General features: G+C 39.7%; 13 protein-coding genes, 17 tRNA genes and 3 rRNA genes. 28 read left to right on the plus strand and 5 right to left on the minus strand.

What is annotated here, in order from left to right:
- Nucleotides 1-10 precede the first annotated feature (10 nt).
- From ntdP to ACSBPO_RS04720, 3 genes are all read left to right on the plus strand, one after another.
- Nucleotides 11-541: a nucleoside tri-diphosphate phosphatase gene (ntdP, locus tag ACSBPO_RS04710; RefSeq protein ID WP_442598930.1), complete on the plus strand. Its 531-nt coding sequence runs from the start codon at nt 11-13 to the stop codon at nt 539-541.
- A gap of 82 nt (nt 542-623) precedes the next feature.
- Nucleotides 624-2,396 carry an ABC transporter ATP-binding protein gene (locus tag ACSBPO_RS04715; RefSeq protein ID WP_442598931.1) on the plus strand — a complete coding sequence of 591 codons (1,773 nt, stop codon included), beginning with the start codon at nt 624-626 and terminating at the stop codon, nt 2,394-2,396.
- 124 nt (nt 2,397-2,520) lie between these two features.
- Nucleotides 2,521-2,673: a hypothetical protein gene (locus tag ACSBPO_RS04720; protein WP_442598932.1), complete on the plus strand. Its 153-nt coding sequence runs from the start codon at nt 2,521-2,523 to the stop codon at nt 2,671-2,673.
- Nucleotides 2,674-2,744: 71 nt separating this feature from the next.
- Here the strand turns inward: ACSBPO_RS04720 and ACSBPO_RS04725 are convergent, their stop codons facing one another.
- From ACSBPO_RS04725 to ACSBPO_RS04735, 3 genes are all read right to left on the minus strand, one after another.
- Nucleotides 2,745-3,830, minus strand: coding sequence for an aromatic acid exporter family protein (locus ACSBPO_RS04725; RefSeq protein ID WP_442598933.1), 1,086 nt, complete (start codon nt 3,828-3,830; stop codon nt 2,745-2,747).
- A 155-nt stretch (nt 3,831-3,985) separates the two neighbouring features.
- On the minus strand, nt 3,986-8,449 hold the full coding sequence (locus ACSBPO_RS04730; protein ID WP_442598934.1) for a glutamate synthase-related protein: 4,464 nt from the start codon (nt 8,447-8,449) through the stop codon (nt 3,986-3,988).
- A 298-nt stretch (nt 8,450-8,747) separates the two neighbouring features.
- Complete coding sequence (locus ACSBPO_RS04735) at nt 8,748-10,043, minus strand: glutamate-1-semialdehyde 2,1-aminomutase (protein ID WP_442598935.1); 1,296 nt, start codon at nt 10,041-10,043, stop codon at nt 8,748-8,750.
- 165 nt (nt 10,044-10,208) lie between these two features.
- Here ACSBPO_RS04735 and ACSBPO_RS04740 point away from each other — a divergent pair, with 165 nt between their 5' ends.
- From ACSBPO_RS04740 to perR, 4 genes are all read left to right on the plus strand, one after another.
- Nucleotides 10,209-10,607 carry an ion channel gene (locus ACSBPO_RS04740; protein WP_442598936.1) on the plus strand — a complete coding sequence of 133 codons (399 nt, stop codon included), beginning with the start codon at nt 10,209-10,211 and terminating at the stop codon, nt 10,605-10,607.
- Nucleotides 10,608-10,680: 73 nt separating this feature from the next.
- A complete protein-coding gene (gene bcp, locus ACSBPO_RS04745) occupies nt 10,681-11,148 on the plus strand; it encodes a thioredoxin-dependent thiol peroxidase (RefSeq protein WP_442598937.1) in 468 nt (155 codons plus the stop codon).
- A gap of 461 nt (nt 11,149-11,609) precedes the next feature.
- Nucleotides 11,610-12,164, plus strand: coding sequence for a cob(I)yrinic acid a,c-diamide adenosyltransferase (locus ACSBPO_RS04750; protein ID WP_442598938.1), 555 nt, complete (start codon nt 11,610-11,612; stop codon nt 12,162-12,164).
- A 100-nt stretch (nt 12,165-12,264) separates the two neighbouring features.
- Nucleotides 12,265-12,705: a peroxide-responsive transcriptional repressor PerR gene (gene perR, locus ACSBPO_RS04755; RefSeq protein WP_442598939.1), complete on the plus strand. Its 441-nt coding sequence runs from the start codon at nt 12,265-12,267 to the stop codon at nt 12,703-12,705.
- A gap of 28 nt (nt 12,706-12,733) precedes the next feature.
- Here the strand turns inward: perR and ACSBPO_RS04760 are convergent, their stop codons facing one another.
- Complete coding sequence (locus ACSBPO_RS04760) at nt 12,734-13,096, minus strand: YgzB family protein (RefSeq protein WP_442598940.1); 363 nt, start codon at nt 13,094-13,096, stop codon at nt 12,734-12,736.
- A gap of 184 nt (nt 13,097-13,280) precedes the next feature.
- Here ACSBPO_RS04760 and ACSBPO_RS04765 point away from each other — a divergent pair, with 184 nt between their 5' ends.
- From ACSBPO_RS04765 to ACSBPO_RS04860, 20 genes are all read left to right on the plus strand, one after another.
- Complete coding sequence (locus ACSBPO_RS04765; protein ID WP_442598941.1) at nt 13,281-14,153, plus strand: nucleotidyltransferase-like protein; 873 nt, start codon at nt 13,281-13,283, stop codon at nt 14,151-14,153.
- Nucleotides 14,154-14,429: 276 nt separating this feature from the next.
- Nucleotides 14,430-15,979, plus strand: a 16S ribosomal RNA gene (locus tag ACSBPO_RS04770).
- 328 nt (nt 15,980-16,307) lie between these two features.
- Nucleotides 16,308-19,244: ribosomal RNA gene (locus tag ACSBPO_RS04775) — 23S ribosomal RNA — on the plus strand.
- Between the two features lie 141 nt (nt 19,245-19,385).
- Nucleotides 19,386-19,501: ribosomal RNA gene (gene rrf, locus ACSBPO_RS04780) — 5S ribosomal RNA — on the plus strand.
- The 16S, 23S and 5S rRNA genes sit together here with 16 tRNA genes alongside, the layout of an rRNA operon.
- A gap of 10 nt (nt 19,502-19,511) precedes the next feature.
- Nucleotides 19,512-19,586 (plus strand) — tRNA-Asn (locus ACSBPO_RS04785).
- 8 nt (nt 19,587-19,594) lie between these two features.
- Nucleotides 19,595-19,686: transfer RNA gene (locus ACSBPO_RS04790), tRNA-Ser, on the plus strand.
- Nucleotides 19,687-19,702: 16 nt separating this feature from the next.
- A tRNA-Glu gene (locus ACSBPO_RS04795) sits at nt 19,703-19,777 on the plus strand.
- 6 nt (nt 19,778-19,783) lie between these two features.
- Nucleotides 19,784-19,859, plus strand: a tRNA-Val gene (locus tag ACSBPO_RS04800).
- A gap of 55 nt (nt 19,860-19,914) precedes the next feature.
- A tRNA-Met gene (locus ACSBPO_RS04805) sits at nt 19,915-19,988 on the plus strand.
- 35 nt (nt 19,989-20,023) lie between these two features.
- Nucleotides 20,024-20,100: transfer RNA gene (locus ACSBPO_RS04810), tRNA-Asp, on the plus strand.
- A 36-nt stretch (nt 20,101-20,136) separates the two neighbouring features.
- A tRNA-Phe gene (locus ACSBPO_RS04815) sits at nt 20,137-20,209 on the plus strand.
- A 37-nt stretch (nt 20,210-20,246) separates the two neighbouring features.
- A tRNA-Thr gene (locus tag ACSBPO_RS04820) sits at nt 20,247-20,319 on the plus strand.
- Between the two features lie 16 nt (nt 20,320-20,335).
- Nucleotides 20,336-20,419: transfer RNA gene (locus tag ACSBPO_RS04825), tRNA-Tyr, on the plus strand.
- 67 nt (nt 20,420-20,486) lie between these two features.
- Nucleotides 20,487-20,560: transfer RNA gene (locus tag ACSBPO_RS04830), tRNA-Trp, on the plus strand.
- A 9-nt stretch (nt 20,561-20,569) separates the two neighbouring features.
- A tRNA-His gene (locus ACSBPO_RS04835) sits at nt 20,570-20,645 on the plus strand.
- 25 nt (nt 20,646-20,670) lie between these two features.
- Nucleotides 20,671-20,745 (plus strand) — tRNA-Gln (locus ACSBPO_RS04840).
- Nucleotides 20,746-20,748: 3 nt separating this feature from the next.
- Nucleotides 20,749-20,823: transfer RNA gene (locus ACSBPO_RS04845), tRNA-Gly, on the plus strand.
- Between the two features lie 8 nt (nt 20,824-20,831).
- Nucleotides 20,832-20,905 (plus strand) — tRNA-Cys (locus tag ACSBPO_RS04850).
- Nucleotides 20,906-20,943: 38 nt separating this feature from the next.
- A tRNA-Leu gene (locus tag ACSBPO_RS04855) sits at nt 20,944-21,029 on the plus strand.
- 23 nt (nt 21,030-21,052) lie between these two features.
- Nucleotides 21,053-21,133, plus strand: a tRNA-Leu gene (locus tag ACSBPO_RS04860).
- A 291-nt stretch (nt 21,134-21,424) separates the two neighbouring features.
- On the opposite strand, the gene ACSBPO_RS04865 is transcribed toward ACSBPO_RS04860, so the two are convergent.
- Nucleotides 21,425-23,398, minus strand: coding sequence for a methyl-accepting chemotaxis protein (locus ACSBPO_RS04865; protein WP_442598942.1), 1,974 nt, complete (start codon nt 23,396-23,398; stop codon nt 21,425-21,427).
- Between the two features lie 245 nt (nt 23,399-23,643).
- On the opposite strand from ACSBPO_RS04865, the gene ACSBPO_RS04870 reads away from it, so the two are divergent.
- A tRNA-Gly gene (locus ACSBPO_RS04870) sits at nt 23,644-23,717 on the plus strand.
- Nucleotides 23,718-23,784 lie beyond the last annotated feature (67 nt).

Genomic DNA, 23,784 nt, shown 5'->3' on the forward strand with positions numbered 1-23,784 from the left:
GGGAAATGTAATGGGCGTTCCCACTGAAGGAGAACCAATACAAATTCATAGCTATAAACATAACGGGTATATCCATCGCATTTGGGAAGAGACTACCGTTTTAAAAGGGTCAGAGACTCTTGTTATTGGGGGAAATGATCGCACGATTGTAACTGAGTCGGATGGAAGAACTTGGATTACAAGAGAACCGGCGATTTGTTATTTTCACTCCCAATATTGGTTCAATATCATCGGTATGCTTCGTGAGGATGGGGTTCATTACTACTGTAATTTAAGCTCGCCTTTTATTTATGATGGAGAAGCACTTAAATATATTGATTACGATTTAGATATTAAAGTGTTCCCGGATATGACTTACCATTTGCTAGATGAAGATGAATACGAACGTCATCGACGTGAAATGAAATATCCTGAGGTTATTGACCATATATTAAAAAAGAATGTTGAAAAATTAATTAAATGGATTCATCAGCGTAAAGGTCCATTTGCACCTGATTTTATTGATACCTGGTATGAGAGATACCTTACATACAGAAAATAAATTAAAACCGACCTGTTGATCAGATCAACAGGTTTATTGATTTTTTTTAGTTTTTTTGAGAGCTTTTGGAGGTGCAGTACAATTGGGCAGTATTAGAAGGTATTTGCAATTTGTAAAACCTTATCGGTTTCAAATTATTTGGACTATCATTATTGGTATTTTAAAATTTTCTATTCCGTTATTAATTCCTATGTTAATTAAATATGTGGTTGATGATATTGTTGGAAATGATCAAATATCTAAAACCGAAAAGACTGACCACCTTTTATTTATTATGGGAATTATGTTTGTCATCTTTGTTGTCGTTCGTCCGCCTATTGAGTATTATCGCCAATATTATGCACAATGGACCGCTAGTAAAATTCTTTATGATATTCGAGATCAATTATATACTCATATCCAAAAATTGAGCTTTAAGTATTACTCTAATACAAGATCAGGAGAAATCATTTCCAGAGTGATTAATGATGTTGAGCAGACAAAAACATTTGTTGTGACAGGATTAATGAACCTTTGGCTAGATATGGCCACTATTGTGATCGCCATTATGATCATGTTTACGATGGATGTAAAGCTGACGGTTATGTCAATCATCCTTTTTCCACTTTATGCGATTTCTGTACGGTACTTTTTTGGAAACCTGCGAACATTAACAAAGTCTCGTTCTCAGGCTTTAGCTGAAGTGCAAAGTTATTTACATGAAAGGGTACAAGGAATGCCCGTCATAAAAAGCTTTGCGATTGAAGATCATGAGCAAAAACTGTTTGATAAACAAAATAAAAATTTCTTAACAAGAGCGATTGAACATACTCGTTGGAATGCCAAATCGTTTGCAGCTGTAAATACGATTACGGATATTGCTCCTTTAGTGGTGATTGGTTATTCTGGTTTTCAAGTTATCCAAGGTACTTTAACACTTGGAACCATGATTGCTTTTATTGCTTATATTGATAAGCTTTATAATCCTCTTAGGAGAATGGTGAATTCCTCTACCAGCATTACGCAATCCATTGCCTCAATGGACCGTGTGTTTGAATTTATTGATGAAAAGTATGATATTGTCGATCAGCCTAATGCTTTCGAATGTGAAAATGTAAAAGGGAATGTAAGTTTCCGAAATGTTTTCTTTTCCTATAATGAAAATGAATCAGTATTAAAAAATATCAACTTAGAGGTTAAAAAGGGAGAGACAATTGCACTTGTCGGGATGAGTGGAGGAGGAAAGTCTTCCTTTGTAAGCCTAATACCACGTTTTTATGATGTGTCATCAGGAGAAATTTTACTTGATGGTCAAGATATAAGAAATTTTAAAGTGAGAAGCTTAAGAGATAAAGTTGGAATGGTTTTCCAGGATAATCTTCTTTTTAGTGACTCGGTTAAAGAAAATATTCTTTTAGGAAATCCAAAAGCGAGTGAAGAAGAAGTTGTTCAAGCCGCTAAAGCAGCAAATGCGCATGAATTTATCATGGGCCTTCCGCAGGGGTATGGTACCAAAGTTGGTGAAAGAGGAGTTAAGCTTTCAGGTGGACAAAAGCAACGAATTGCCATTGCTCGAGTATTTTTAAAGAATCCGCCGATCTTAATTCTAGATGAAGCTACCTCTGCACTGGATTTAGAAAGTGAACATCTTATCCAAGAATCTTTTGAAAAGCTAGCAAAAGACCGCACAACCTTTATTGTTGCCCATCGATTATCGACCATTACCCATGCAGACAGAATTGTATTAATTGAGCATGGAGAAATAGTTGAAATCGGCACCCATGAGCAATTAATGGAGAAGAAAGGGAGCTATTACCGACTGTTTCAAGTACAACAAATTGATACAAAAGAACCTGTTTCTCTTCTAGAAAGTTAAAAACTGTCCATCATTTGGACAGTTTTTTTTAGAAAAAAATTAAAAATATTACCATTTTTATGTTTAGGGCTCTAATAGATGGGTACTTAGATACTAATTATATTTAAGGTTGAGGTGAACCATCTTGGAGCTAGGTAAAAAGGTCATTTATCAAGGGGAAGAATACATCATCTTTTATACATACGAGAATGGCTACTGTGAAATTAAAGAAATAAACGACTCTAACATTATCAATGTTCTTTTGGTTCCAGAATCGAAAATACAACCGGCATGCTAAAACAAACTCATGTAAATCACATGGGTTTGTTTTTTTATATAAAAAACTCGCCCCTATAAGGCGAGTTTTGATTAAAGTTCCGGTTTACTTTCCTCAATATTCACTTCATTATCGTCCTTGTGGTAGGATTGGAAGCTGTTGATCAATGTTTCAAGATGCTCTACATGTTCACCGTAATCCATAATTGCTGCAATGACCTGCATCGTGTGAAACAGAACCGCTTCGTTTTCCTCGCTTCTTTCTTGAACAATAAATAACTGAAAGAGCCCTTTTTTATTTAAGCAGACATTTCCACCATACTCCGTACTACCAGTTTGGATTTTGGTTTTACCAATAAATCTTAATAAGAGCTGTTCGTGATGATGGATGAGACAATCAAGCTGTTCTTGGAGCTGAAGTTGAAAATCCTCTGATAATTGAAGAAGCTCGTTTTCATATCGGTTTAATTGTTTTAATGTTTCAAGAGCTCTCTTTGTTGTGGTAATCATCTGACGATAAATAACAAGTTTACGTGATTTAACTAAATTCTGCTTTTTTAAGTAATTCCGTTCTTCTTTGTAAAAAAGATAAAGTTGATCAAGTCTAACAAGTGTATCCTTTATTTTTTCAATATCATTTTTTAATAGATGATTCTCAGAAGCGTGTCTTGAGGACATTCTAATCCATTTGAGAATTTCTTCTGTTGTACTTGATATTTTTAGATAAAGTCTGTTTTCGTATTTAGGTGGTAAAAACACAAGATTTACGATAAAGGCGGAAAATACACCTATCATAATTGTAGAAAAACGGATAAAGGCAAAGTTAATAAATTCTTCACCAGGCGTTTCCATTATCGCGATAAGTGTAACTAACGATAAGGCGATGGTGTTTTCCAGTCTTAATTTGAGATTGATGGTAATCACAATAATAGCGGCTAAGCCGATGATAACCACATGGTTACCAAGCAATAGCACAAATAAAACGGCCATAATTGCACCGATAATATTACCTTGAATTTGCTCAATGATCGATAAATAAGAGCGATAAATAGAAGGTTGTACGGCAAATATTGCAGCAATCCCCGCGAAAACAGGGGAGGGGGAGTTCAACTGTTGAGCCACTAACAAGGATAGGATGATTGCGATTCCCGTTTTGAATATTCGGGCGCCAAGCTTCATTTCTTAAAAATTCCTTTCATGTGTAATTTCTTTTTTAACTGCTAGTATTGTACTATACAGTGTTATGTATGAAACTGCAAGGGACATTTACCTGAAAAAAATGATAAAAAATGGCAACTGCCACAATCGAGGGCAATTGCCATTTTACATAGGAATCACTCTGTAGATACGGAAGGATCTGCTTGTTCTTTGACAGGAATAATCTGAACAAAATGCTCGTCTATATGCTCTAATAATGATTGTAAAGGAGACGCTTCCTCCATTTGACCGCTTTCCACTAAAATATGAATATATTTTGTTAACAATTCTTCAACATCTGCTATTCCCTTTACGGAAAGAGGAGTAATCGATACCTTCGCACCTTTTGCAATCCGTTTTTTCATGACATCCAATGTAAAACCCATTTCAGGTTGCTGTCTTAAATAAACGACACCACCCGTCATACCTGCACAAATCCATGGACCAGGGTCCCCAAGCACTAAGCCTCTGCCGTTCGTCATATATTCAAAGGCAAAACCTTTAATATTAGCACGGGATGCCACATTTCCTGTCTCTTTCTCGGGAAGTGGTGTTTGAATTTGACCACCGATAATCATATCTGCACCTGATAACCGAATCCCAGCTCTTGCATCAGCATTACCTTGTGCGACTAAAAGTCCCTTTTGTGCTCCATATCCAAAGCCTTTTCCGACAGATCCGTTATAGTACTTTCCGTCTTTCCCTTTTGATTTTAAAATGACGATACTACCGCCAAAAGATGTTTTACCAATTCCGTCTTGAGCACCGCCATGTACCTCAAGGTTGATACCAGCACTATTATACGCACCTAATCCATTTCCAGGGATAGAACCATTTTTATATTTTAATTGAATAGGAGGTAAAGACTTATAAGTACCATCTAAACGGCCGCGGACACGGTGACAGGATACTCTGCTGCCTAAAACCCTTTGTTCAGAGGTGACGCTGTAAAAATCTCTGGAATAATGTAAATCTTCAACTCGCTGGTCTAAATATTCCGCACCAACAGCAGCTTGGATGGCAGCCGGTTCGGTAATAGTATCCATTTCATGTTGATTAAATTGAGCAATATCAAGTGTTCTTAATAACTCAGCTAGATTTAATTGATCTTCTCCTTTTACTTGTTGAAGAAGGTCAGAACGCCCCACTGCTGCTTGAAGATTTTGAATACCAATAGAGCCTGCTAGTTGTTTTAGTTCTTCACCAAAAGCGCTATATAAATGGACGATTCCTTGAACGGCTAATTCGAGGTTACGAGGGACAAATTTTCTAAGTCCATGTTCTTTTGCTTGAAGTTCTGTTTCGATTTGGGTGGCAATACCAACGTGACAGGTATCTAAATGACATCCTTTGCAAGTTGTACAGCCAATCGAAATCATTGAGAGTGTTCCGAAACCAACACGGTTTGCCCCAAGAAGCATTATTTTTAATACATCCATTGCACTTTTTAAACCGCCGTCTGCCCAAATTTCAACCTGATGGCGAAGACCGCTTTCAAGCAAGGCATTATGGGCAGCCTTGACACCAATTTCAACAGGTAAGCCAACATGCTGAATAGCATGAATTCTTGCAGCCCCAGTCCCTCCGTCAAAACCACTAACCGTAATGATATCGGCTCCGGCCTTAGCAATTCCTACTGCGATCGTACCTATGTTTGGAACAACAGGCACCTTAACAGCTACTTTTGCTTGATCATTTGCTGTTTTAATTTCGTGAATCATTTGTGCTAAATCTTCAATCGAATAAATGTCATGATTGTTAGAAGGGGAGATTAAGTCTGATCCAATGGTTGCATTTCTTGCTTCAGCAATTTTTGCTGTAACCTTAGAACCTGGAAGATGCCCGCCTTCTCCTGGCTTAGCCCCTTGACCGATCTTTATTTCAATGAGATTAGAAGAGTTCAAGAGTTCAGCATTTACTCCAAATCGACCAGAAGCTACTTGTTGGCCACGAGTGTTAGGATATTTGCCGAGCATATCCTTAATTTCTCCACCCTCACCATTCATGCTAACCATATTTAATCGATCTGCGCCTTCAGCATAAGCACGGAAGGCAATTTCATTTTGAGAACCAAATGACATGGAGGCGATCACAAAAGGTAAATCATGTTTACCAACTCGAATATCAACATCCTGTGCTGAAATGGTTTTTTGGGATGGTTTTAATTCAGTCAAATGACGAATCGTTGTTGGGTTTTCTTGTTCTTGTTCCGTGATTTTATCACGATAAACGGAATAATTCCCCGTTTGGGCTATTTCACCGACAGACTTCCAGATACGTGGGAAAATATGAAATGATTTCCCTATTCTAGCGTTTTCATCATGATAATCCCGTGCTCTATCTTTTGCATCACTTTCCATCTTTGCAAAATGAAGACCTAAACCATCTCCGCCGAAGAAATTAACAATATCTAAGGCTGAAGCCACTTTTTCGTCTAAACCAATAGCTGAGAATAAACGGCCGTATCCACGAAGTTCATGGATTCCAAGAGTAGAGATCACTTTTTCCATACCTTTTATCAAAGCAGAATATAGATTCACTAATGGTTCTGTACCATTTTCCAAAACAGTTATAAACATGTAATAAGGGCTAATTAAATCTGCACCAAAACCTACAGATAAAATTAAATCATGAAGGGAACGTAGGGAAGCTGAACGTAGAAGAATGGAGCAATTTCTTCGTACATTTGCTTTTTGTAATGCCTGGTCGACAGTAGAAAGGACGAGATGTGAGTCCAACCAAAATTGTTCATGGTGTGCCAAGGCATCATCCAGAACAATCAATGTTTTTCCAGATTGTACGGCTGCAAGGGCTTCTTCTGTAATACGTTCTAATGCTGCTTCGATTAATTCATTCTCTTGGAAAGTGGAAGATACATAGGCTACAAGTTTCCGTTCCTGGTAATAATGAATTAACTGGTCGAAACTAGGCTGTTTTAATAAGGAAGAACATTCATATCCAAATTTACCTTCTATTAAAATAGGACTTGTTAGCTCTAAAACAGAATCTACCTTTTTATTCTCCGTTAACGATGGTCTTTTTCCGATGATCACGCGTGTTGAGAAATGTTCTGATTCACGATCACGGTCAATAGCGGGGTTTGTTACTACAGCCACACTTTCCTTAATAAAGTCAGCAATGTTTTTTCTTTCTGGATTTAAAGCAGCTAAAGGAGAGTCATGACCAAGAGAGCGAATTGGTTCTGCGCCTTTTTCCGCCATTTGTTCCACGAATTGAACATGTTCTCTTTCCCATCCAAATGCTTTGTACTGACCATTATTTATTTTTTCAGGGTAGTTCATCATGACGACCTTCTCAAATGGAGGAGGTTGTAGACGCTGATGGGAATTCATTATATCTAAACGTTTTTTCAGTCTTTCATATACTTCCTGTTGGAAGCTAGGTTGATCATATCTCTTTAATGTTTCTCCATCCCACTTGAAACCAATTTTTTCACCTGGAGCTAATGGTTTCGGTTCTCCCGTATATTCGGATGAAGGGATAATTCCTGGCTCTGAGGAGAATAAGTAAGAATCGAGCGTTTCTAGCATCCATAAAGGTCTTAAGCCTAAAGCATCTACACTAAAGACGGCTTCATCCTGGTAACGCGAGATAATTCCAGCGGGTCCTTGAGCAAAATGTCCCCATGCCTCTCGAAGATACGTATACATATCCTGCAGATGCTTTGGGTATGCCTTTATTTCATTCAGAATAGGAGGAAACATGACATCCATTGCTTCGAATAGGCTGTACCCGTCACGAGAAAGGAACGTTTCTAATGTTCTGCTTAAATCCTGTGAGTCACTACCGCCTTTAACAAGTGGTACGTTCAATTTAACAGCTTCATCTCTAAGTTTTTGAATCGTATTTATTTCTCCGTTATGACCTAATATACTAAATGGCTGCACACGAAAAAAGCTAGATAAAGTGTTAGTCGAATAACGGTTGTGACCTAATGTCATGGTTGAAGCTACCAGTGGATCAGCTAGGTCTGTATAGTATTTTGGTAAAATATCCCCCGCACCTAAAACCTTGTAAACAGCATAATCCTGACTTAATGAAGCAACATGTACGGCCTCATTTTTTTCAAGTTCTATGGTTAATTCAAAAAGAATTTTTGAAAGCTCTTGTTTTACAAGAGGGCCTAAACATGCGATTTGAAGGAATAAAGGGTTTTCTTGCAAAGCAATGGTGCCAAGGGCTGTAGGGTCAATTTCGTTCAAGGATTGAAAGACAATTTCAAGTTGGTACTTTTTAAAAGTGGAAAGAATATAGGCTAAAGAAGCTTCCTTTTCTTTTTGTCCTATAAAAATATGTCCAACCACAAAATTCTCTTGATCGACAATCTCAGGGTTCATATCTACTTTGTGCAGTTTATTTTTCCAAAGTGCTCTTGGGATATCAATGTGAATCCCAACACCATCACCTTCATTATTAATGAAACCAGCACGGTGATTCATTGTCACAAGTGCATGAATGCAATGATAAATATTTTCTCTCGATGGGATTTTTGTCTTTTCTAAAGAAGCAACAATTCCACAAGCATCATGTTCATGTTGGTGAAAATTGTTAAACGTAGAAGGACTCCAAGTTTTGTTCATATTATTCGGCTTATACATCATATCAGTTAAAGCCGATTCACCTCCTCTATATTAAATGTATGGGGTTTTTTAATGGGGATAAAATACTGAATTAAAGCGTTATTGTGGTAAATCAATAAAGGAATAAAAATAAAATAATAGTTTTATAATATCATAAGAATTTTCAGAAATCAATTATTTATGCATTATTATGGATAGAAGGGAGAGGTGGGGAATGTTAATATGTAAACGTTTTCAGTTATAAAATGTAAAAATCACTAGTGCTTAAGACACTAGTGATGTACAAGTTTTTGTATAATTATGCATTCATTAATTCTTCGAAAGCTTGACGAACTGCATGAAGGGTAGATTCAATATCTTCTTCCGTATGGGCGATCGTTACAAACCAAGCCTCATATTTAGATGGAGCAAGATTAATTCCTTGATGGAGCATAAGTTTGAAGAACTTTGCAAACATCTCGCCATTTGTGTTCTCGGCTTGCTCATAGTTTTCCACTTTTTCGTTTGTGAAATAGACTGTTAAAGCTCCTTTTAAACGATTAATGGTAATGGGAATATTAAATTCCTTTGCCGCACTTAAAATTCCATCTTCTAACAATGCACCAAGTCGATCCAAATATTCATACACGCCGTTTTGTTTTAATACTTCTAAACAAGCAATACCTGAAAGAATGGAAGCGGGATTACCTGCCATTGTACCTGCTTGATAGGCTGGTCCTAGAGGGGCTACTTTTTCCATAATTTCCTTTTTGCCGCCGTAAGCTCCAATTGGTAGTCCTCCGCCAATAATTTTTCCAAGAGCTGTTAAGTCAGGGGTTACTCCTAATAAATCCTGAGCTCCTCCGTACATAAAGCGGAATGCTGTTATTACTTCATCATAAATAACTAATGCACCAGCGGCATGAGTTAGTTCATTGATTTGTTGTAAGAATCCAGGTTTCGGTTCGACAATACCGAAGTTTCCTACGATTGGCTCCACTAAAACTGCTGCAATTTGATCTCCCCATTTTTCGAGTGCTTGTCTAAATGGTTCAATATCGTTAAAAGGAACAGTAATGACGTCTTGAGCAATACTTTTAGGAACTCCAGCTGAGTCAGGTGTTCCTAGTGTAGAAGGACCAGAACCAGCAGCAACAAGAACTAAGTCTGAATGCCCATGGTAACAACCGGCAAATTTAATAATTTTATCACGACCGGTATAGGCGCGAGCCACACGTATGGTAGTCATAACTGCTTCTGTTCCAGAATTGACAAAACGGACTTTTTCTAATGCTGGCATAGCTTCCTTAAGCATCTTTGCAAACTTTACTTCATGTGGTGTCGGAGTGCCATAGAGGACACCTGTTTCAGCTGCTCTCTGTATAGCTTTTGTGATATGTGGATGAGCGTGACCTGTAATAATTGGTCCATATGCTGCTAAATAGTCTATGTATTGATTTCCATCAACATCCCAAAAATAAGGACCCTGAGCACGTTCCATTACAACTGGTGCGCCGCCTCCGACAGCTTTGTAAGACCTTGAAGGACTGTTGACTCCTCCAACAATATGTTCTAATGCTTCTTCATAAATTTTTTCTGATTGATTAAATTGCATTGACAATTCCTCCTAAAAATCACTGCGTTATTATTCTAGCATGTTTTAAACATGGAATCCCCTTTTCTAAATTTTAAAACATTCTATGCTGTATTTTATAGGCCAAGCCTGCATAAACATGAAATATTAAGTGCGATATTATATTAAATAAAAGAGGGATTCATTATGCTTTTTGTTCTCTTATTACTTTCGATATCTACTAGTATTGTGATGAGCTTAAAAACGATGTTTTCTTCTTATAGAATTAAAGGGAAAAGAGCATCCTTAGAAAATTTTTTCGTGTTAGCAATCCTTTATACTACTGTAACCTTAGGATTTGCTCTTTTATATCTTCTGTTTGATATGAATGGATATCCAGTTGTAAAGGACGGGGTTTTAACATCTGATGATGGATTTTTAATGAAGCTGGAATCTAGCTTTTATTTTAGCGCTATGACCATATTTTCAGTTGGATATGGAGATATTTATCCCCTTGGAATTGGAAGGATGCTTGTGGTATTTGAAGCCTTAATTGGTTATACGATACCTGCTGCTTTTGTTGCAAGGGCAATCCGTGAATGGTAATTTCATTTATTTGTCTTTATTCTCAAAATTGTATAGTCTTTATTTAGACATTACTTTATTGGGGGTAATTGATATGACGTTACATATTGGTGAATTAGCACCTGATTTTCAATTAGAGGCAAATAATGGTGAAAAGGTAAAGCTTTCGGATTATCGTGGGAAAAATGTAGTTCTTTATTTTTATCCTAAGGATATGACTCCGGGTTGTACGACACAAGCATGTGACTTTCGTGATCAACATGAAAATTTCGATAAGATGGATGCGGTTATAATTGGGGTAAGTCCTGATCCATTGGCAAGACATGAAAAGTTTATTGAAAAATATGGTTTGCCATTTTTATTATTAGCCGATGTAAATCAAGAAGCAGCAAAAGCGTATGATGTTTGGAAATTAAAAAAGAATTTTGGTAAAGAATACATGGGAATAGAAAGATCGACTTTTATTATTGATAAAGAAGGTCGATTAGTAAAAGAGTATCGGAAAGTAAAAGTAACTAACCATGTTGAGGAAGTTCTAACATTTATTAAGGCTCTTTTCTAAAACCTTGTTGTTTTTTAAAATTAATTTAAAGTGATTACTCAGTGCAGAATGATAAAATTCGTTTAAAATCAAGAAAAGAGCTGCTCACTTTTTAAGAAAAGCTTAAAACCACAGTTTATACGAAAACAGCCTTCATTAAAGAAAATTTGTCATGCCTATTTTCTATAAACAAGGCTATTGTCCATTCCATCAAAGTCGAAATGCATACATTATATTAGGGCATACCTCCTCAGATAAATTTTTTTAGACAGATCACCGTTTGGTCTGTCTCTTTTTTTTATATTTAGAGATTTGTTAAAGAGGGAAACTACTTTTAAAAATCAGAAAATTGGTGATATGATGAAAGAGATATGAAAGGTGTTACATAAAGATAAGGGTGTTCGAAATATTTAGTTGATTTCTTCATACATATTAAATAGAAACGTAATAATTAATAGGCTTATTGGATAGGGGATATGAATATGAAAATCTATACAAAAACAGGTGATAAGGGCACAACTTCACTTATATATGGACAAAGGGTTGCGAAAAATAATGCAAGAGTAGAAGCGTATGGTTCTTGTGATGAGACAAATTCTGTCATTGGACTGGCTTTAAGTCATTTAAAAGATGTTTCATTCGAAGGTAAAACGGCATTTGACGATATCTTTTATAAAATTCAAACTACCTTGTTCCATGTTGGTGCTGAATTGGCTACACCTGCTGGTAAAGAAGTAAAATGGAGATTAAAAGAAGAGGACATTACGGAATTAGAAAACCAAATTGATATTTGGGATTCGGAGTTGGTGTCATTAACAAACTTTATATTACCAGGAGGACACCCCGGGGGAGCAGCCCTACATGTAGCAAGAACAGTGGTTAGAAGAGCAGAACGAAGTGCAGTTTCTCTAGGAGAGGAACTTAATCCGCTAGTTCTTTCTTACTTGAATCGCCTATCTGACTTTTTATTTGTGGCAGCAAGGTATGTAAATGCTAAGTTGGGTCAATCGGAAAAAACATTACGTCCAAATTCGTGAAAAATACTATGTACAGGTTAATAATATTGACAAGAGTAATATATAATTAGTACACTATTTATAAACATTATAAAGTAATAATTTTTTCAGAAAGAGGTGCATGGCGGTGTCAAACCAGTTAAAAGAAGCATTGGATACTTTGAAGGAGACAGGTGTTCGAATAACTCCTCAACGTCATGCCATTTTAGAATACTTAATCAACTCCATGTCACATCCAACTGCAGATGATATATATAAGGCTCTTGAAGGGAAATTTCCTAATATGAGTGTAGCGACTGTGTATAATAACTTACGTGTCTTCCGAGAAGTTGGTCTTGTAAAAGAATTAACCTACGGAGATGCATCAAGCCGTTTTGATTATATAACATCCCAACACTACCATGTGATTTGTGAGGATTGTGGAAAGATTGTTGATTTTCACTATCCGGGTCTTGATGAAGTAGAACATTTGGCTTCTCATGTAACAGGTTTTAAAATTGGTCACCATCGAATGGAAATCTATGGTGCTTGCCCTGATTGTTCCGCTCAAAAAGCGCATTAAACATTTATTTAAAAAAGAAAGGATGGCGTTAGTTGCCATCCTTTTTGCTTTTTCGATTGTAACTTTCGTCGAATTCTTTTCCCTCAAGAGTTGGGTCCAAGGTTAATGATTCTCTGCAATACATACACATGTCTACGCGACCTAACATTTTTGTAGGCTTTCCGCAGCTTGGGCAAACTACTTGTACTGTTTTTGTAGAAAGCATTCCAATCCAAAAGTAAACGACCGTGCTTGCTATTATAAATAAAAGTCCAAGTATCATAAAAATAGTCATTAGAATAGGGGAACTTCTAAAGAATATTCCGCCATACATGACGATAAACCCAATAAAGATTAAACTTAATGCAAATGTTCTAATTTTATTAATTTTACTGGAATATTTAGTTGCCATAACCATTCCCTCCTAATGGATAACTATAACACAAGTTATAAGTAATTTGTTAACGAGAATTCTTACTGCTTTAAGAAGAAGGAAATCAACAATAATTGTCGAAAATATAGCTAGAGCAAATTGAACAACACCATTTGAAAGGAAGAAGCAGAGGTGTTTGTTCAATAATAATGGAGGCAGAAGTATGGAAGACATTCTAAGGCCGATTTATCAAGAAAGAGCAAGTCATCCTAATACATTAGGTGTTCAAATAATAGAAAAAGGATTTATGAAAAACTACACAGATAATTTTGATGCTATATTGTTAATTATCTTAAAAGAAGCGGAGCATCCTTGGTTTGTGAAACATTATAGCTCTGATGATAAAAAGGCAGCCATGCATATTGTATCTGAATCACAGTTAAGGGAATGGATATTATTAGGTTCTAATCGAAAGATTTTTGATTGGCTTTTAAATGGAAAAATCTTGTTCGATCGTAATGAATATATGGAGAATTTAAAAACAGAATTAAGAGAATTTCCTTTCTATGGAAGAAAGTTAAAAATGGGACTAGAATTTGCTAAGTTAATAAGACGGTATGTGGATGGAAAAACGTTTTTTGAAAACCATCAATCATTAGATGCTTTTAATCATGTTGTTCATTCACTGCACCACTTGGCGAGATTAGCTGTCATAGAAAATGGATTCCATCCTGAGGTCACCGTTTGGCAGCAAGTCAAACAAATTGAACCTGAAATCTTTAAGTTATATGAAGAATTAGTTAATAGTTCAGAGTCATTAGACAAACGTTTAGAGCTTCTTTTCCTAGCTAGTGAGTTTCTTATTCACTCACGAACCGTGATTGGAATCTCACATTTAATGGATATTTTAATAACTCAAGAATATTGGTCATTTCAAGAAATGATGGAACATGACGAGTTATCTTCCTATTCGGTTGATCTTGAGGTTTTGTTAGAGTACTTAATTGATAAGAATTTTATCAGAGTGGTAAGTGTTGAAACAAAGGGACAAGGAATTTACCATAGATATTATAAGGTGAAAGAAAAATTATCTTAAAAAAGTATTATAAACTATTGACCTTTAAATGAATCCTTGTTATATTAATATCCGTCGCTGCGAAAAACGAAATAATCGTTATCGTAGTTGACGGATTAAGTTTTAAAAAGTGGTTGACATAAAAAAAACAACATGATATATTATAAAAGTCGCTTCTGAGCGAAGTGATAAAAATTGCTCTTTGAAAACTAAACAACCAAACATTAACAAAAGTAAGGCTTCTATTATAGAAGTTTTAAAAAAGCCAGAGTAAACTTTATGAGCTATATCAACTCTTTATTGGAGAGTTTGATCCTGGCTCAGGACGAACGCTGGCGGCGTGCCTAATACATGCAAGTCGAGCGAATCTTTAGGAGCTTGCTCCTAAAGGTTAGCGGCGGACGGGTGAGTAACACGTGGGCAACCTGCCTGTAAGACTGGGATAACTTCGGGAAACCGGAGCTAATACCGGATAATCCTTTTCCTCACATGAGGAAAAGCTGAAAGACGGTTTCGGCTGTCACTTACAGATGGGCCCGCGGCGCATTAGCTAGTTGGTGAGGTAACGGCTCACCAAGGCAACGATGCGTAGCCGACCTGAGAGGGTGATCGGCCACACTGGGACTGAGACACGGCCCAGACTCCTACGGGAGGCAGCAGTAGGGAATCTTCCGCAATGGACGAAAGTCTGACGGAGCAACGCCGCGTGAGCGATGAAGGCCTTCGGGTCGTAAAGCTCTGTTGTTAGGGAAGAACAAGTACCGGAGTAACTGCCGGTACCTTGACGGTACCTAACCAGAAAGCCACGGCTAACTACGTGCCAGCAGCCGCGGTAATACGTAGGTGGCAAGCGTTGTCCGGAATTATTGGGCGTAAAGCGCGCGCAGGCGGTCCTTTAAGTCTGATGTGAAAGCCCACGGCTCAACCGTGGAGGGTCATTGGAAACTGGGGGACTTGAGTACAGAAGAGGAAAGTGGAATTCCACGTGTAGCGGTGAAATGCGTAGAGATGTGGAGGAACACCAGTGGCGAAGGCGACTTTCTGGTCTGTAACTGACGCTGAGGCGCGAAAGCGTGGGGAGCAAACAGGATTAGATACCCTGGTAGTCCACGCCGTAAACGATGAGTGCTAAGTGTTAGAGGGTTTCCGCCCTTTAGTGCTGCAGCTAACGCATTAAGCACTCCGCCTGGGGAGTACGGTCGCAAGACTGAAACTCAAAGGAATTGACGGGGGCCCGCACAAGCGGTGGAGCATGTGGTTTAATTCGAAGCAACGCGAAGAACCTTACCAGGTCTTGACATCCTCTGACAACCCTAGAGATAGGGCTTTCCCCTTCGGGGGACAGAGTGACAGGTGGTGCATGGTTGTCGTCAGCTCGTGTCGTGAGATGTTGGGTTAAGTCCCGCAACGAGCGCAACCCTTGATCTTAGTTGCCAGCATTCAGTTGGGCACTCTAAGGTGACTGCCGGTGACAAACCGGAGGAAGGTGGGGATGACGTCAAATCATCATGCCCCTTATGACCTGGGCTACACACGTGCTACAATGGATGGTACAAAGGGCTGCAAGACCGCGAGGTTAAGCGAATCCCATAAAACCATTCTCAGTTCGGATTGCAGGCTGCAACTCGCCTGCATGAAGCTGGAATCGCTAGTAATCGCGGATCAGCATGCCGCGGTGAATACGTTCCCGGGCCTTGTACACACCGCCCGTCACACCACGAGAGTTTGTAACACCCGAAGTCGGTGGGGTAACCGTAAGGAGCCAGCCGCCTAAGGTGGGACAGATGATTGGGGTGAAGTCGTAACAAGGTAGCCGTATCGGAAGGTGCGGCTGGATCACCTCCTTTCTAAGGAATATAAGTGACCGAGTAAAAATGAATATTTTTATTATTGGTCACAAAAAAACATTTAAATCTTTGGTGTTAATCGTTTGGTGTTTAGTTTTGAGAGAGCAATCTCATTTAAATAGATTGTTATCTCCAATTTTTTTTGCTCCTTCGCTTCGCTATGTCGCAAGGCAGCATGAAGTTAAGCTAGGAAGATCATCACGATGTGATTGAAATTCGTAGTCTTGTTCCTTGAAAACTAGATAATCGTATAGAAGAAACCAAGTGAAAACCGAGTAATTGCCATTTTAGTTTCTCTCTTATTTTATAGTAAGAGAATTAACCTTTAGGTTAAGTTAATAAGGGCGCACGGTGGATGCCTTGGCACTAGGAGCCGATGAAGGACGGGACTAACGCCGATATGCTCCGGGGAGCTGTAAGTAAGCTTTGATCCGGAGATTTCCGAATGGGGAAACCCACTGCTCGTAATGGAGTAGTATCTTTATCTGAATACATAGGGTACTGATGGCATACCCGGGGAACTGAAACATCTAAGTACCCGGAGGAAGAGAAAGCAAACGCGATTCCCTGAGTAGCGGCGAGCGAAACGGGACATAGCCCAAACCAAGAGGCTTGCCTCTTGGGGTTGTAGGACACTCAACATGGAGTTACAAAGGAACGGGGTAGATGAACAGATCTGGAAAGATCGGTCAGAGAAGGTAAAAACCCTGTAGTCGAAACTTCGTTCCCTCCTGAGTGGATCCTGAGTACGGCCGGACACGAGAAATCCGGTCGGAAGCAGGGAGGACCATCTCCCAAGGCTAAATACTCCCTAGTGACCGATAGTGAACCAGTACCGTGAGGGAAAGGTGAAAAGCACCCCGGAAGGGGAGTGAAAAAGATCCTGAAACCGTGTGCCTACAAGTAGTTAGAGCCCGTTAATGGGTGATAGCGTGCCTTTTGTAGAATGAACCGGCGAGTTACGATTACATGCAAGGTTAAGTTGATAAGACGGAGCCGCAGCGAAAGCGAGTCTGAATAGGGCGAATGAGTATGTGGTCGTAGACCCGAAACCAGGTGATCTACCCATGTCCAGGGTGAAGTCCAGGTAACACTGGATGGAGGCCCGAACCCACGCACGTTGAAAAGTGCGGGGATGAGGTGTGGGTAGCGGAGAAATTCCAATCGAACTTGGAGATAGCTGGTTCTCTCCGAAATAGCTTTAGGGCTAGCCTCACGTAGTAAGAGTCTTGGAGGTAGAGCACTGTTTGGACTAGGGGCCCTCATCGGGTTACCGAATTCAGACAAACTCCGAATGCCAAAGACTTATCCGTGGGAGTCAGACTGCGAGTGATAAGATCCGTAGTCAAAAGGGAAACAGCCCAGACCACCAGCTAAGGTCCCAAAGTTTACGTTAAGTGGAAAAGGATGTGGAGTTGCTTAGACAACCAGGATGTTGGCTTAGAAGCAGCCACCATTTAAAGAGTGCGTAATAGCTCACTGGTCGAGTGACTCTGCGCCGAAAATGTACCGGGGCTAAACGTAACACCGAAGCTGTGGATTGACACCGTATGGTGTCAGTGGTAGGAGAGCGTTCTAAGGGCGTTGAAGCTAGACCGTAAGGACTGGTGGAGCGCTTAGAAGTGAGAATGCCGGTATGAGTAGCGAAAGATGGGTGAGAATCCCATCCACCGTATGCCTAAGGTTTCCTGAGGAAGGCTCGTCCGCTCAGGGTTAGTCGGGACCTAAGCCGAGGCCGAAAGGCGTAGGCGATGGATAACAGGTTGATATTCCTGTACCACCTCTTTATCGTTTGAGCAATGGGGGGACGCAGAAGGATAGGGTAAGCGCACTGTTGGATATGTGCGTCTAAGCAGTTAGGCTGGTAACGAGGCAAATCCCGTTACCGTGAAGGCTGAGCTGTGATAGCGAGGGAAATATAGTACCGAAGTTCCTGATTCCACGCTGCCAAGAAAAGCCTCTAGCGAGATAAAAGGTGCCCGTACCGCAAACCGACACAGGTAGGCGAGGAGAGAATCCTAAGGTGTGCGAGAGAACTCTCGTTAAGGAACTCGGCAAAATGACCCCGTAACTTCGGGAGAAGGGGTGCTTTTTGGGGTGAATAGCCTCGAAAAGCCGCAGTGAATAGGCCCAGGCGACTGTTTAGCAAAAACACAGGTCTCTGCGAAGCCGTAAGGCGAAGTATAGGGGCTGACGCCTGCCCGGTGCTGGAAGGTTAAGAGGAGGGGTTAGCGCAAGCGAAGCTCTGAATCGAAGCCCCAGTAAACGGCGGCCGTAACTATAACGGTCCTAAGGTAGCGAAATTCCTTGTCGGGTAAGTTCCGACCCGCACGAAAGGCGTAACGATCTGGGCACTGTCTCAACGAGAGACTCGGTGAAATTATAGTACCTGTGAAGATGCAGGTTACCCGCGACAGGACGGAAAGACCCCGTGGAGCTTTACTGTAGCCTGATATTGAATTTTGGTACAGCTTGTACAGGATAGGTAGGAGCCTGAGAAGCCGGAGCGCCAGCTTCGGTGGAGGCGTCGGTGGGATACTACCCTGGCTGTATTGAAATTCTAACCCGCACCCCTCTATCGGGGTGGGAGACAGTGTCAGGTGGGCAGTTTGACTGGGGCGGTCGCCTCCTAAAGAGTAACGGAGGCGCCCAAAGGTTCCCTCAGAATGGTTGGAAATCATTCGTAGAGTGTAAAGGCACAAGGGAGCTTGACTGCGAGACCTACAAGTCGAGCAGGGACGAAAGTCGGGCTTAGTGATCCGGTGGTTCCGCATGGAAGGGCCATCGCTCAACGGATAAAAGCTACCCCGGGGATAACAGGCTTATCTCCCCCAAGAGTCCACATCGACGGGGAGGTTTGGCACCTCGATGTCGGCTCATCGCATCCTGGGGCTGTAGTCGGTCCCAAGGGTTGGGCTGTTCGCCCATTAAAGCGGTACGCGAGCTGGGTTCAGAACGTCGTGAGACAGTTCGGTCCCTATCCGTCGTGGGCGTAGGAAATTTGAGAGGAGCTGTCCTTAGTACGAGAGGACCGGGATGGACGCACCGCTGGTGTACCAGTTGTCTTGCCAAAGGCATCGCTGGGTAGCTATGTGCGGACGGGATAAGTGCTGAAAGCATCTAAGCATGAAGCCCCCCTCAAGATGAGATTTCCCATAGCGTAAGCTAGTAAGAACCCTGAAAGATGATCAGGTTGATAGGTCAGAGGTGGAAGCGCGGTGACGTGTGGAGCTGACTGATACTAATCGTTCGAGGACTTAACCAAAATATTTGGATATCCAAATAAGGCAAACTCGTTTTTACTTCTTCTAATACATTATCTAGTTTTGAGGGAACAAAAAGTTTTAAATTTCCTCTTGAAATTTTTCAGGAAAACATTATAATAAAATAGTGTCACTGAAAAAAGTCTGGTGGCGATGGCGAGAAGGTCACACCCGTTCCCATACCGAACACGGAAGTTAAGCTTCTCAGCGCCGATGGTAGTTGGAGGATTCCTCCTGTGAGAGTAGGACGTCGCCAGGCATAACATTGTTCCGCAGTAGCTCAGTGGTAGAGCATTCGGCTGTTAACCGAACGGTCGTAGGTTCGAGTCCTACCTGCGGAGCCATATTTTTTGGAGAGCTGTCCGAGTGGCCGAAGGAGCACGATTGGAAATCGTGTAGGCGGGTAACCCTGTCTCAAGGGTTCAAATCCCTTGCTCTCCGCCATTATAATATTTAATATGGCCCATTGGTCAAGCGGTTAAGACACCGCCCTTTCACGGCGGTAACACGGGTTCGAATCCCGTATGGGTCACCAATAAATGGAGGATTAGCTCAGCTGGGAGAGCATCTGCCTTACAAGCAGAGGGTCGGCGGTTCGATCCCGTCATCCTCCACCATATTACTCTATGCTATATGAACATAGAAAAGTTAATAAGGTAGATTTAATATTGTCGCGGGGTGGAGCAGCCCGGTAGCTCGTCGGGCTCATAACCCGAAGGTCGCAGGTTCAAATCCTGCCCCCGCAATTAGTTATTTTCAAGCATAGCTTGAAAATAATTTTGGTCCGGTAGTTCAGTTGGTTAGAATGCCTGCCTGTCACGCAGGAGGTCGCGGGTTCGAGTCCCGTCCGGACCGCCATTTATATTTTAATAATTTAATAATAAAACAAATTATGGCTCAGTAGCTCAGTCGGTAGAGCAAAGGACTGAAAATCCTTGTGTCGGCGGTTCGATTCCGTCCTGAGCCACCTTGATTTTTTTCTAAGTGTAAAAGTCTCCTTACATGCCGGTGTAGCTCAATTGGTAGAGCAACTGACTTGTAATCAGTAGGTTGGGGGTTCAAGTCCTCTCGCCGGCACTGTTTAAAATTAAATGGAGGGGTAGCGAAGTGGCTAAACGCGGCGGACTGTAAATCCGCTCCCTTGGGTTCGGCGGTTCGAATCCGTCCCCCTCCACCAAATCTTTTTCGCGATAGCGAAAATAGATATCCTTAAATTGCACTATGGAAAATAAGTAATTTATAATAGGGGTATAGTTTAAAGGTAGAACGAAGGTCTCCAAAACCTTTGGTGTGGGTTCGATTCCTACTACCCCTGCCAAATAATATGGCGGTCGTGGCGAAGTGGTTAACGCACCAGATTGTGGCTCTGGCACTCGGGGGTTCGATTCCCCTCGATCGCCCCATATTTATTTAAAAATATAAAATAATTGGGCTATAGCCAAGCGGTAAGGCATCGCACTTTGACTGCGACATGCGTTGGTTCAAATCCAGCTAGCCCAGCCATTTGCGGAAGTAGTTCAGTGGTAGAACACCACCTTGCCAAGGTGGGGGTCGCGGGTTCGAATCCCGTCTTCCGCTCCAATTATTTTGGCGGCATAGCCAAGTGGTAAGGCAGAGGTCTGCAAAACCTTTACCACCGGTTCGAATCCGGTTGCCGCCTCCATTTCTTAAATGAGTTGGATTGGGGCACTTTTATATTTTGCCGGGGTGGCGGAACTGGCAGACGCACAGGACTTAAAATCCTGCGGTAGGTGACTACCGTACCGGTTCGATTCCGGTCCTCGGCATTACAAAACTATTATTTAACCGCGCCGGTGTGGCGGAATTGGCAGACGCGCACGACTCAAAATCGTGTTCCTCTGGAGTGTCGGTTCGACCCCGACCACCGGTATCATTACATTAGTTAAATAAACTTTTTGAACAACGTTTCTTACACTTTGTAAGAAGCGTTTTTTATTTATCTAAATTACGACTCTTACCTGGTAAACAAGCAAATATAATAGGGTTAGATCTCTGTCATACGTTTAGCCATATACAGTTGCATGGCTAAATGTAAAAAAAGGTGCAGTAAATGGTTGAATTACAAATATGAGTCTTTCTTTCACATGATAATAGAAAAATAAAACCAATACCCTGATTACCCAAGGTATTGACCATTATCACTGAATATTTTCATTATCTTTTAGTCTAAATGAAATACATCACAGCGTGCTTTTAATAGATTTGCTTGTTCTTCTAGGTGGATACTTAGAGCTGCCAAGTTTTGTACAGATGCAGTTTGTTCTTCTATTGAGGCAGCAACTTCTTCAGCACCACTGGCAGTTTCTTGAGAAATTGCACTTATGGATTCAAAAGTTTGTATAACTAAATCTTTATTAGAAATCATGACATCCATTTGATCATGGACATTCTTTATAATTTCATAATTATTCTTAATATCTTTTGTAATCTCATGAAAAACTGTTTCCGTATTATTTACACCTTCTTGTTGAAGTTCAGTAACAGTATGTGTTTCCTCAATTTGTTGAATGGTGACGCCCATTTCTTCTTGCATTTCAAAAATCAACTTTTCTATATCTTGTAAGGATATTCCTGTTTGTTCAGCTAAAGATCTTACTTCTCCTGCTACAACCGCAAATCCCTTACCTGCTTCCCCTGCACGAGCAGCCTCAATTGCCGCATTTAAAGCTAATAAATTGGTTTGATTAGAAATTTGCGAAATGGTATTTATAATTGTACTGATATTTTTAGAGCGATTATCAAGCATGTGAATAGCTTTAACCATCGTATTTATTTTTTCATTTGTTTGTGTAGAATTTGTTCTTAAATGATCAAGAACATGTAAACCTTTTTCCGAAGTATTAATCATTAATTCTGAGTTCTCCATCATATGTTTCATTTGTTGGTCTAAATAATCAAATTGATCGCCTAGATTTTGGATGGATATTAAACATTTTTCAATAAGCTCAGATTGGTTCATTGTTCCAACTGAAATTTCTTGCATGGCTTGAGAAACTTCATCTGAAGTAACAGCGCTTTCATCTGCACTTTGAGATAATATATTAGAGGCTGATTTGACCTGCTTCGAAATAGTTGCGACCTCGACTATAGTCGAATGCAGCTCAGATATCATATGATTAAAGCTGTTTGTAAGAGATCCAATTTCGTCCTTTCTTGTTATAGTTGAACGAATGGTTAAATTCCCATTCTCAATTTCTTTCGCAGTTTTGGAAAGGTCGTTTAATGGTCTCGAAATTTTTCTAGATAAGACGATACTAGCAAGGATACTTAAGATTAATAAAATAATACTAGTAACAGCTAATGGGAATACAATTTTAGATGATTTCTTATTTAAATCTGAAATGTTAATACTGCCAGTGATTGCCCAATGAGTAGTTGGATTTTTTACCACTATCATTGATTTTTCTTCACCTTCATATTTAAAGTTAAAGTTTCCAACAGTCTTTAAATTATGTATCTGTGAAAAGAAGCTTTCATCTTTAATATTAGATCCAATAAGTTTTTTATTGGTATGGTATAAGACTTGTCCGTTTTCATCAATTAAAGACATCTCAGTGGAGCTAGCATCTTCCATGGCTTTTAGGGAAGCTACTAATTGTGTAATGGATAAATCAATAGCGACAACTCTAATTACCTGATTATCTTTTTCCATTGTTTTAGCAACAGTTACGACAACATCTTTTGTTTCAGCATCAACATAGGGTTCTGTCCAAATAACTTTTCCTCTATTTTTTACCGCATCTCCATACCAAGTCCTTGTTCGTGGATCATAGTCAGAAGGTACCTCCCAATCTGCAATGATCATTTCACCCTTATCAGTACCCATATAAATATCTGTAAGTGAAGAGTTTGCTGATTTTAAGGTACGCATGTAATCAATTAAAGCAGGTCGATCACTTTCATAATTCTTTATTTCAGAAGAGTTTCTAACTACTTCCAAGGTTTGAGTTGCACTGTTAAAAAACTGTTCAAAAGAGGCATTCGTTTGCTGATTTTGGTTTTTAACACTGTTAATCAATTCTTTTGACATAATCGATACAGATAATCCGTAGCTTATGTAAGAAATAAGAATGATAGAAATAAGTATAATAGCTAAAAATGGTACAAGAATTTGATATTTTATCTTTTTCTTCACAATTAACCTCCCAATTTTATAGATGAGACAAAAAACGACATATTTTATTATAACTAGGTATTAAGACCTACACAATGATATTTTGTACAATTTTGTAAAAAATGTTATATTTTTATACTAATTACTGAATATGTAATGTATTTTCTTTAAAAATAGATTTTTAATCACTTCTACTTAGGTTGACATTGTCTAATAACTTATGTAAAATAATTATTGTTCATTCGACAAATTTTGACTGTATTTTTGCGGGTGTAGTTTAATGGTAAAACCTCAGCCTTCCAAGCTGATGTCGTGGGTTCGATTCCCATCACCCGCTCCATACATATGTTAACCAACGCAGTGTTTCATTTTTATAAAAATGAGGCATTGCGTTTTTTTATTTCATT

This window comes from Neobacillus sp. D3-1R (assembly GCF_052180215.1).
In the GTDB taxonomy this organism is placed as follows: Bacteria; Bacillota; Bacilli; order Bacillales; family Cytobacillaceae; genus Pseudoneobacillus.

Excerpts from the sequence above, each read along its gene's own strand:
- perR (WP_442598939.1), top strand. The coding sequence starts at position 12,265 with ATGGCGGTGTCAAACCAGTTAAAAGAAGCATTGGATACTTTGAAGGAG.
- ntdP (WP_442598930.1), top strand. The coding sequence starts at position 11 with ATGGGCGTTCCCACTGAAGGAGAACCAATACAAATTCATAGCTATAAA.
- ACSBPO_RS04735 (WP_442598935.1), bottom strand. The coding sequence starts at position 10,043 with ATGCAATTTAATCAATCAGAAAAAATTTATGAAGAAGCATTAGAACAT.
- ACSBPO_RS04725 (WP_442598933.1), bottom strand. The coding sequence starts at position 3,830 with ATGAAGCTTGGCGCCCGAATATTCAAAACGGGAATCGCAATCATCCTA.
- ACSBPO_RS04740 (WP_442598936.1), top strand. The coding sequence starts at position 10,209 with ATGCTTTTTGTTCTCTTATTACTTTCGATATCTACTAGTATTGTGATG.
- bcp (WP_442598937.1), top strand. The coding sequence starts at position 10,681 with ATGACGTTACATATTGGTGAATTAGCACCTGATTTTCAATTAGAGGCA.
- ACSBPO_RS04730 (WP_442598934.1), bottom strand. The coding sequence starts at position 8,449 with ATGAACAAAACTTGGAGTCCTTCTACGTTTAACAATTTTCACCAACAT.
- ACSBPO_RS04765 (WP_442598941.1), top strand. The coding sequence starts at position 13,281 with ATGGAAGACATTCTAAGGCCGATTTATCAAGAAAGAGCAAGTCATCCT.
- ACSBPO_RS04760 (WP_442598940.1), bottom strand. The coding sequence starts at position 13,096 with ATGGCAACTAAATATTCCAGTAAAATTAATAAAATTAGAACATTTGCA.
- ACSBPO_RS04750 (WP_442598938.1), top strand. The coding sequence starts at position 11,610 with ATGAAAATCTATACAAAAACAGGTGATAAGGGCACAACTTCACTTATA.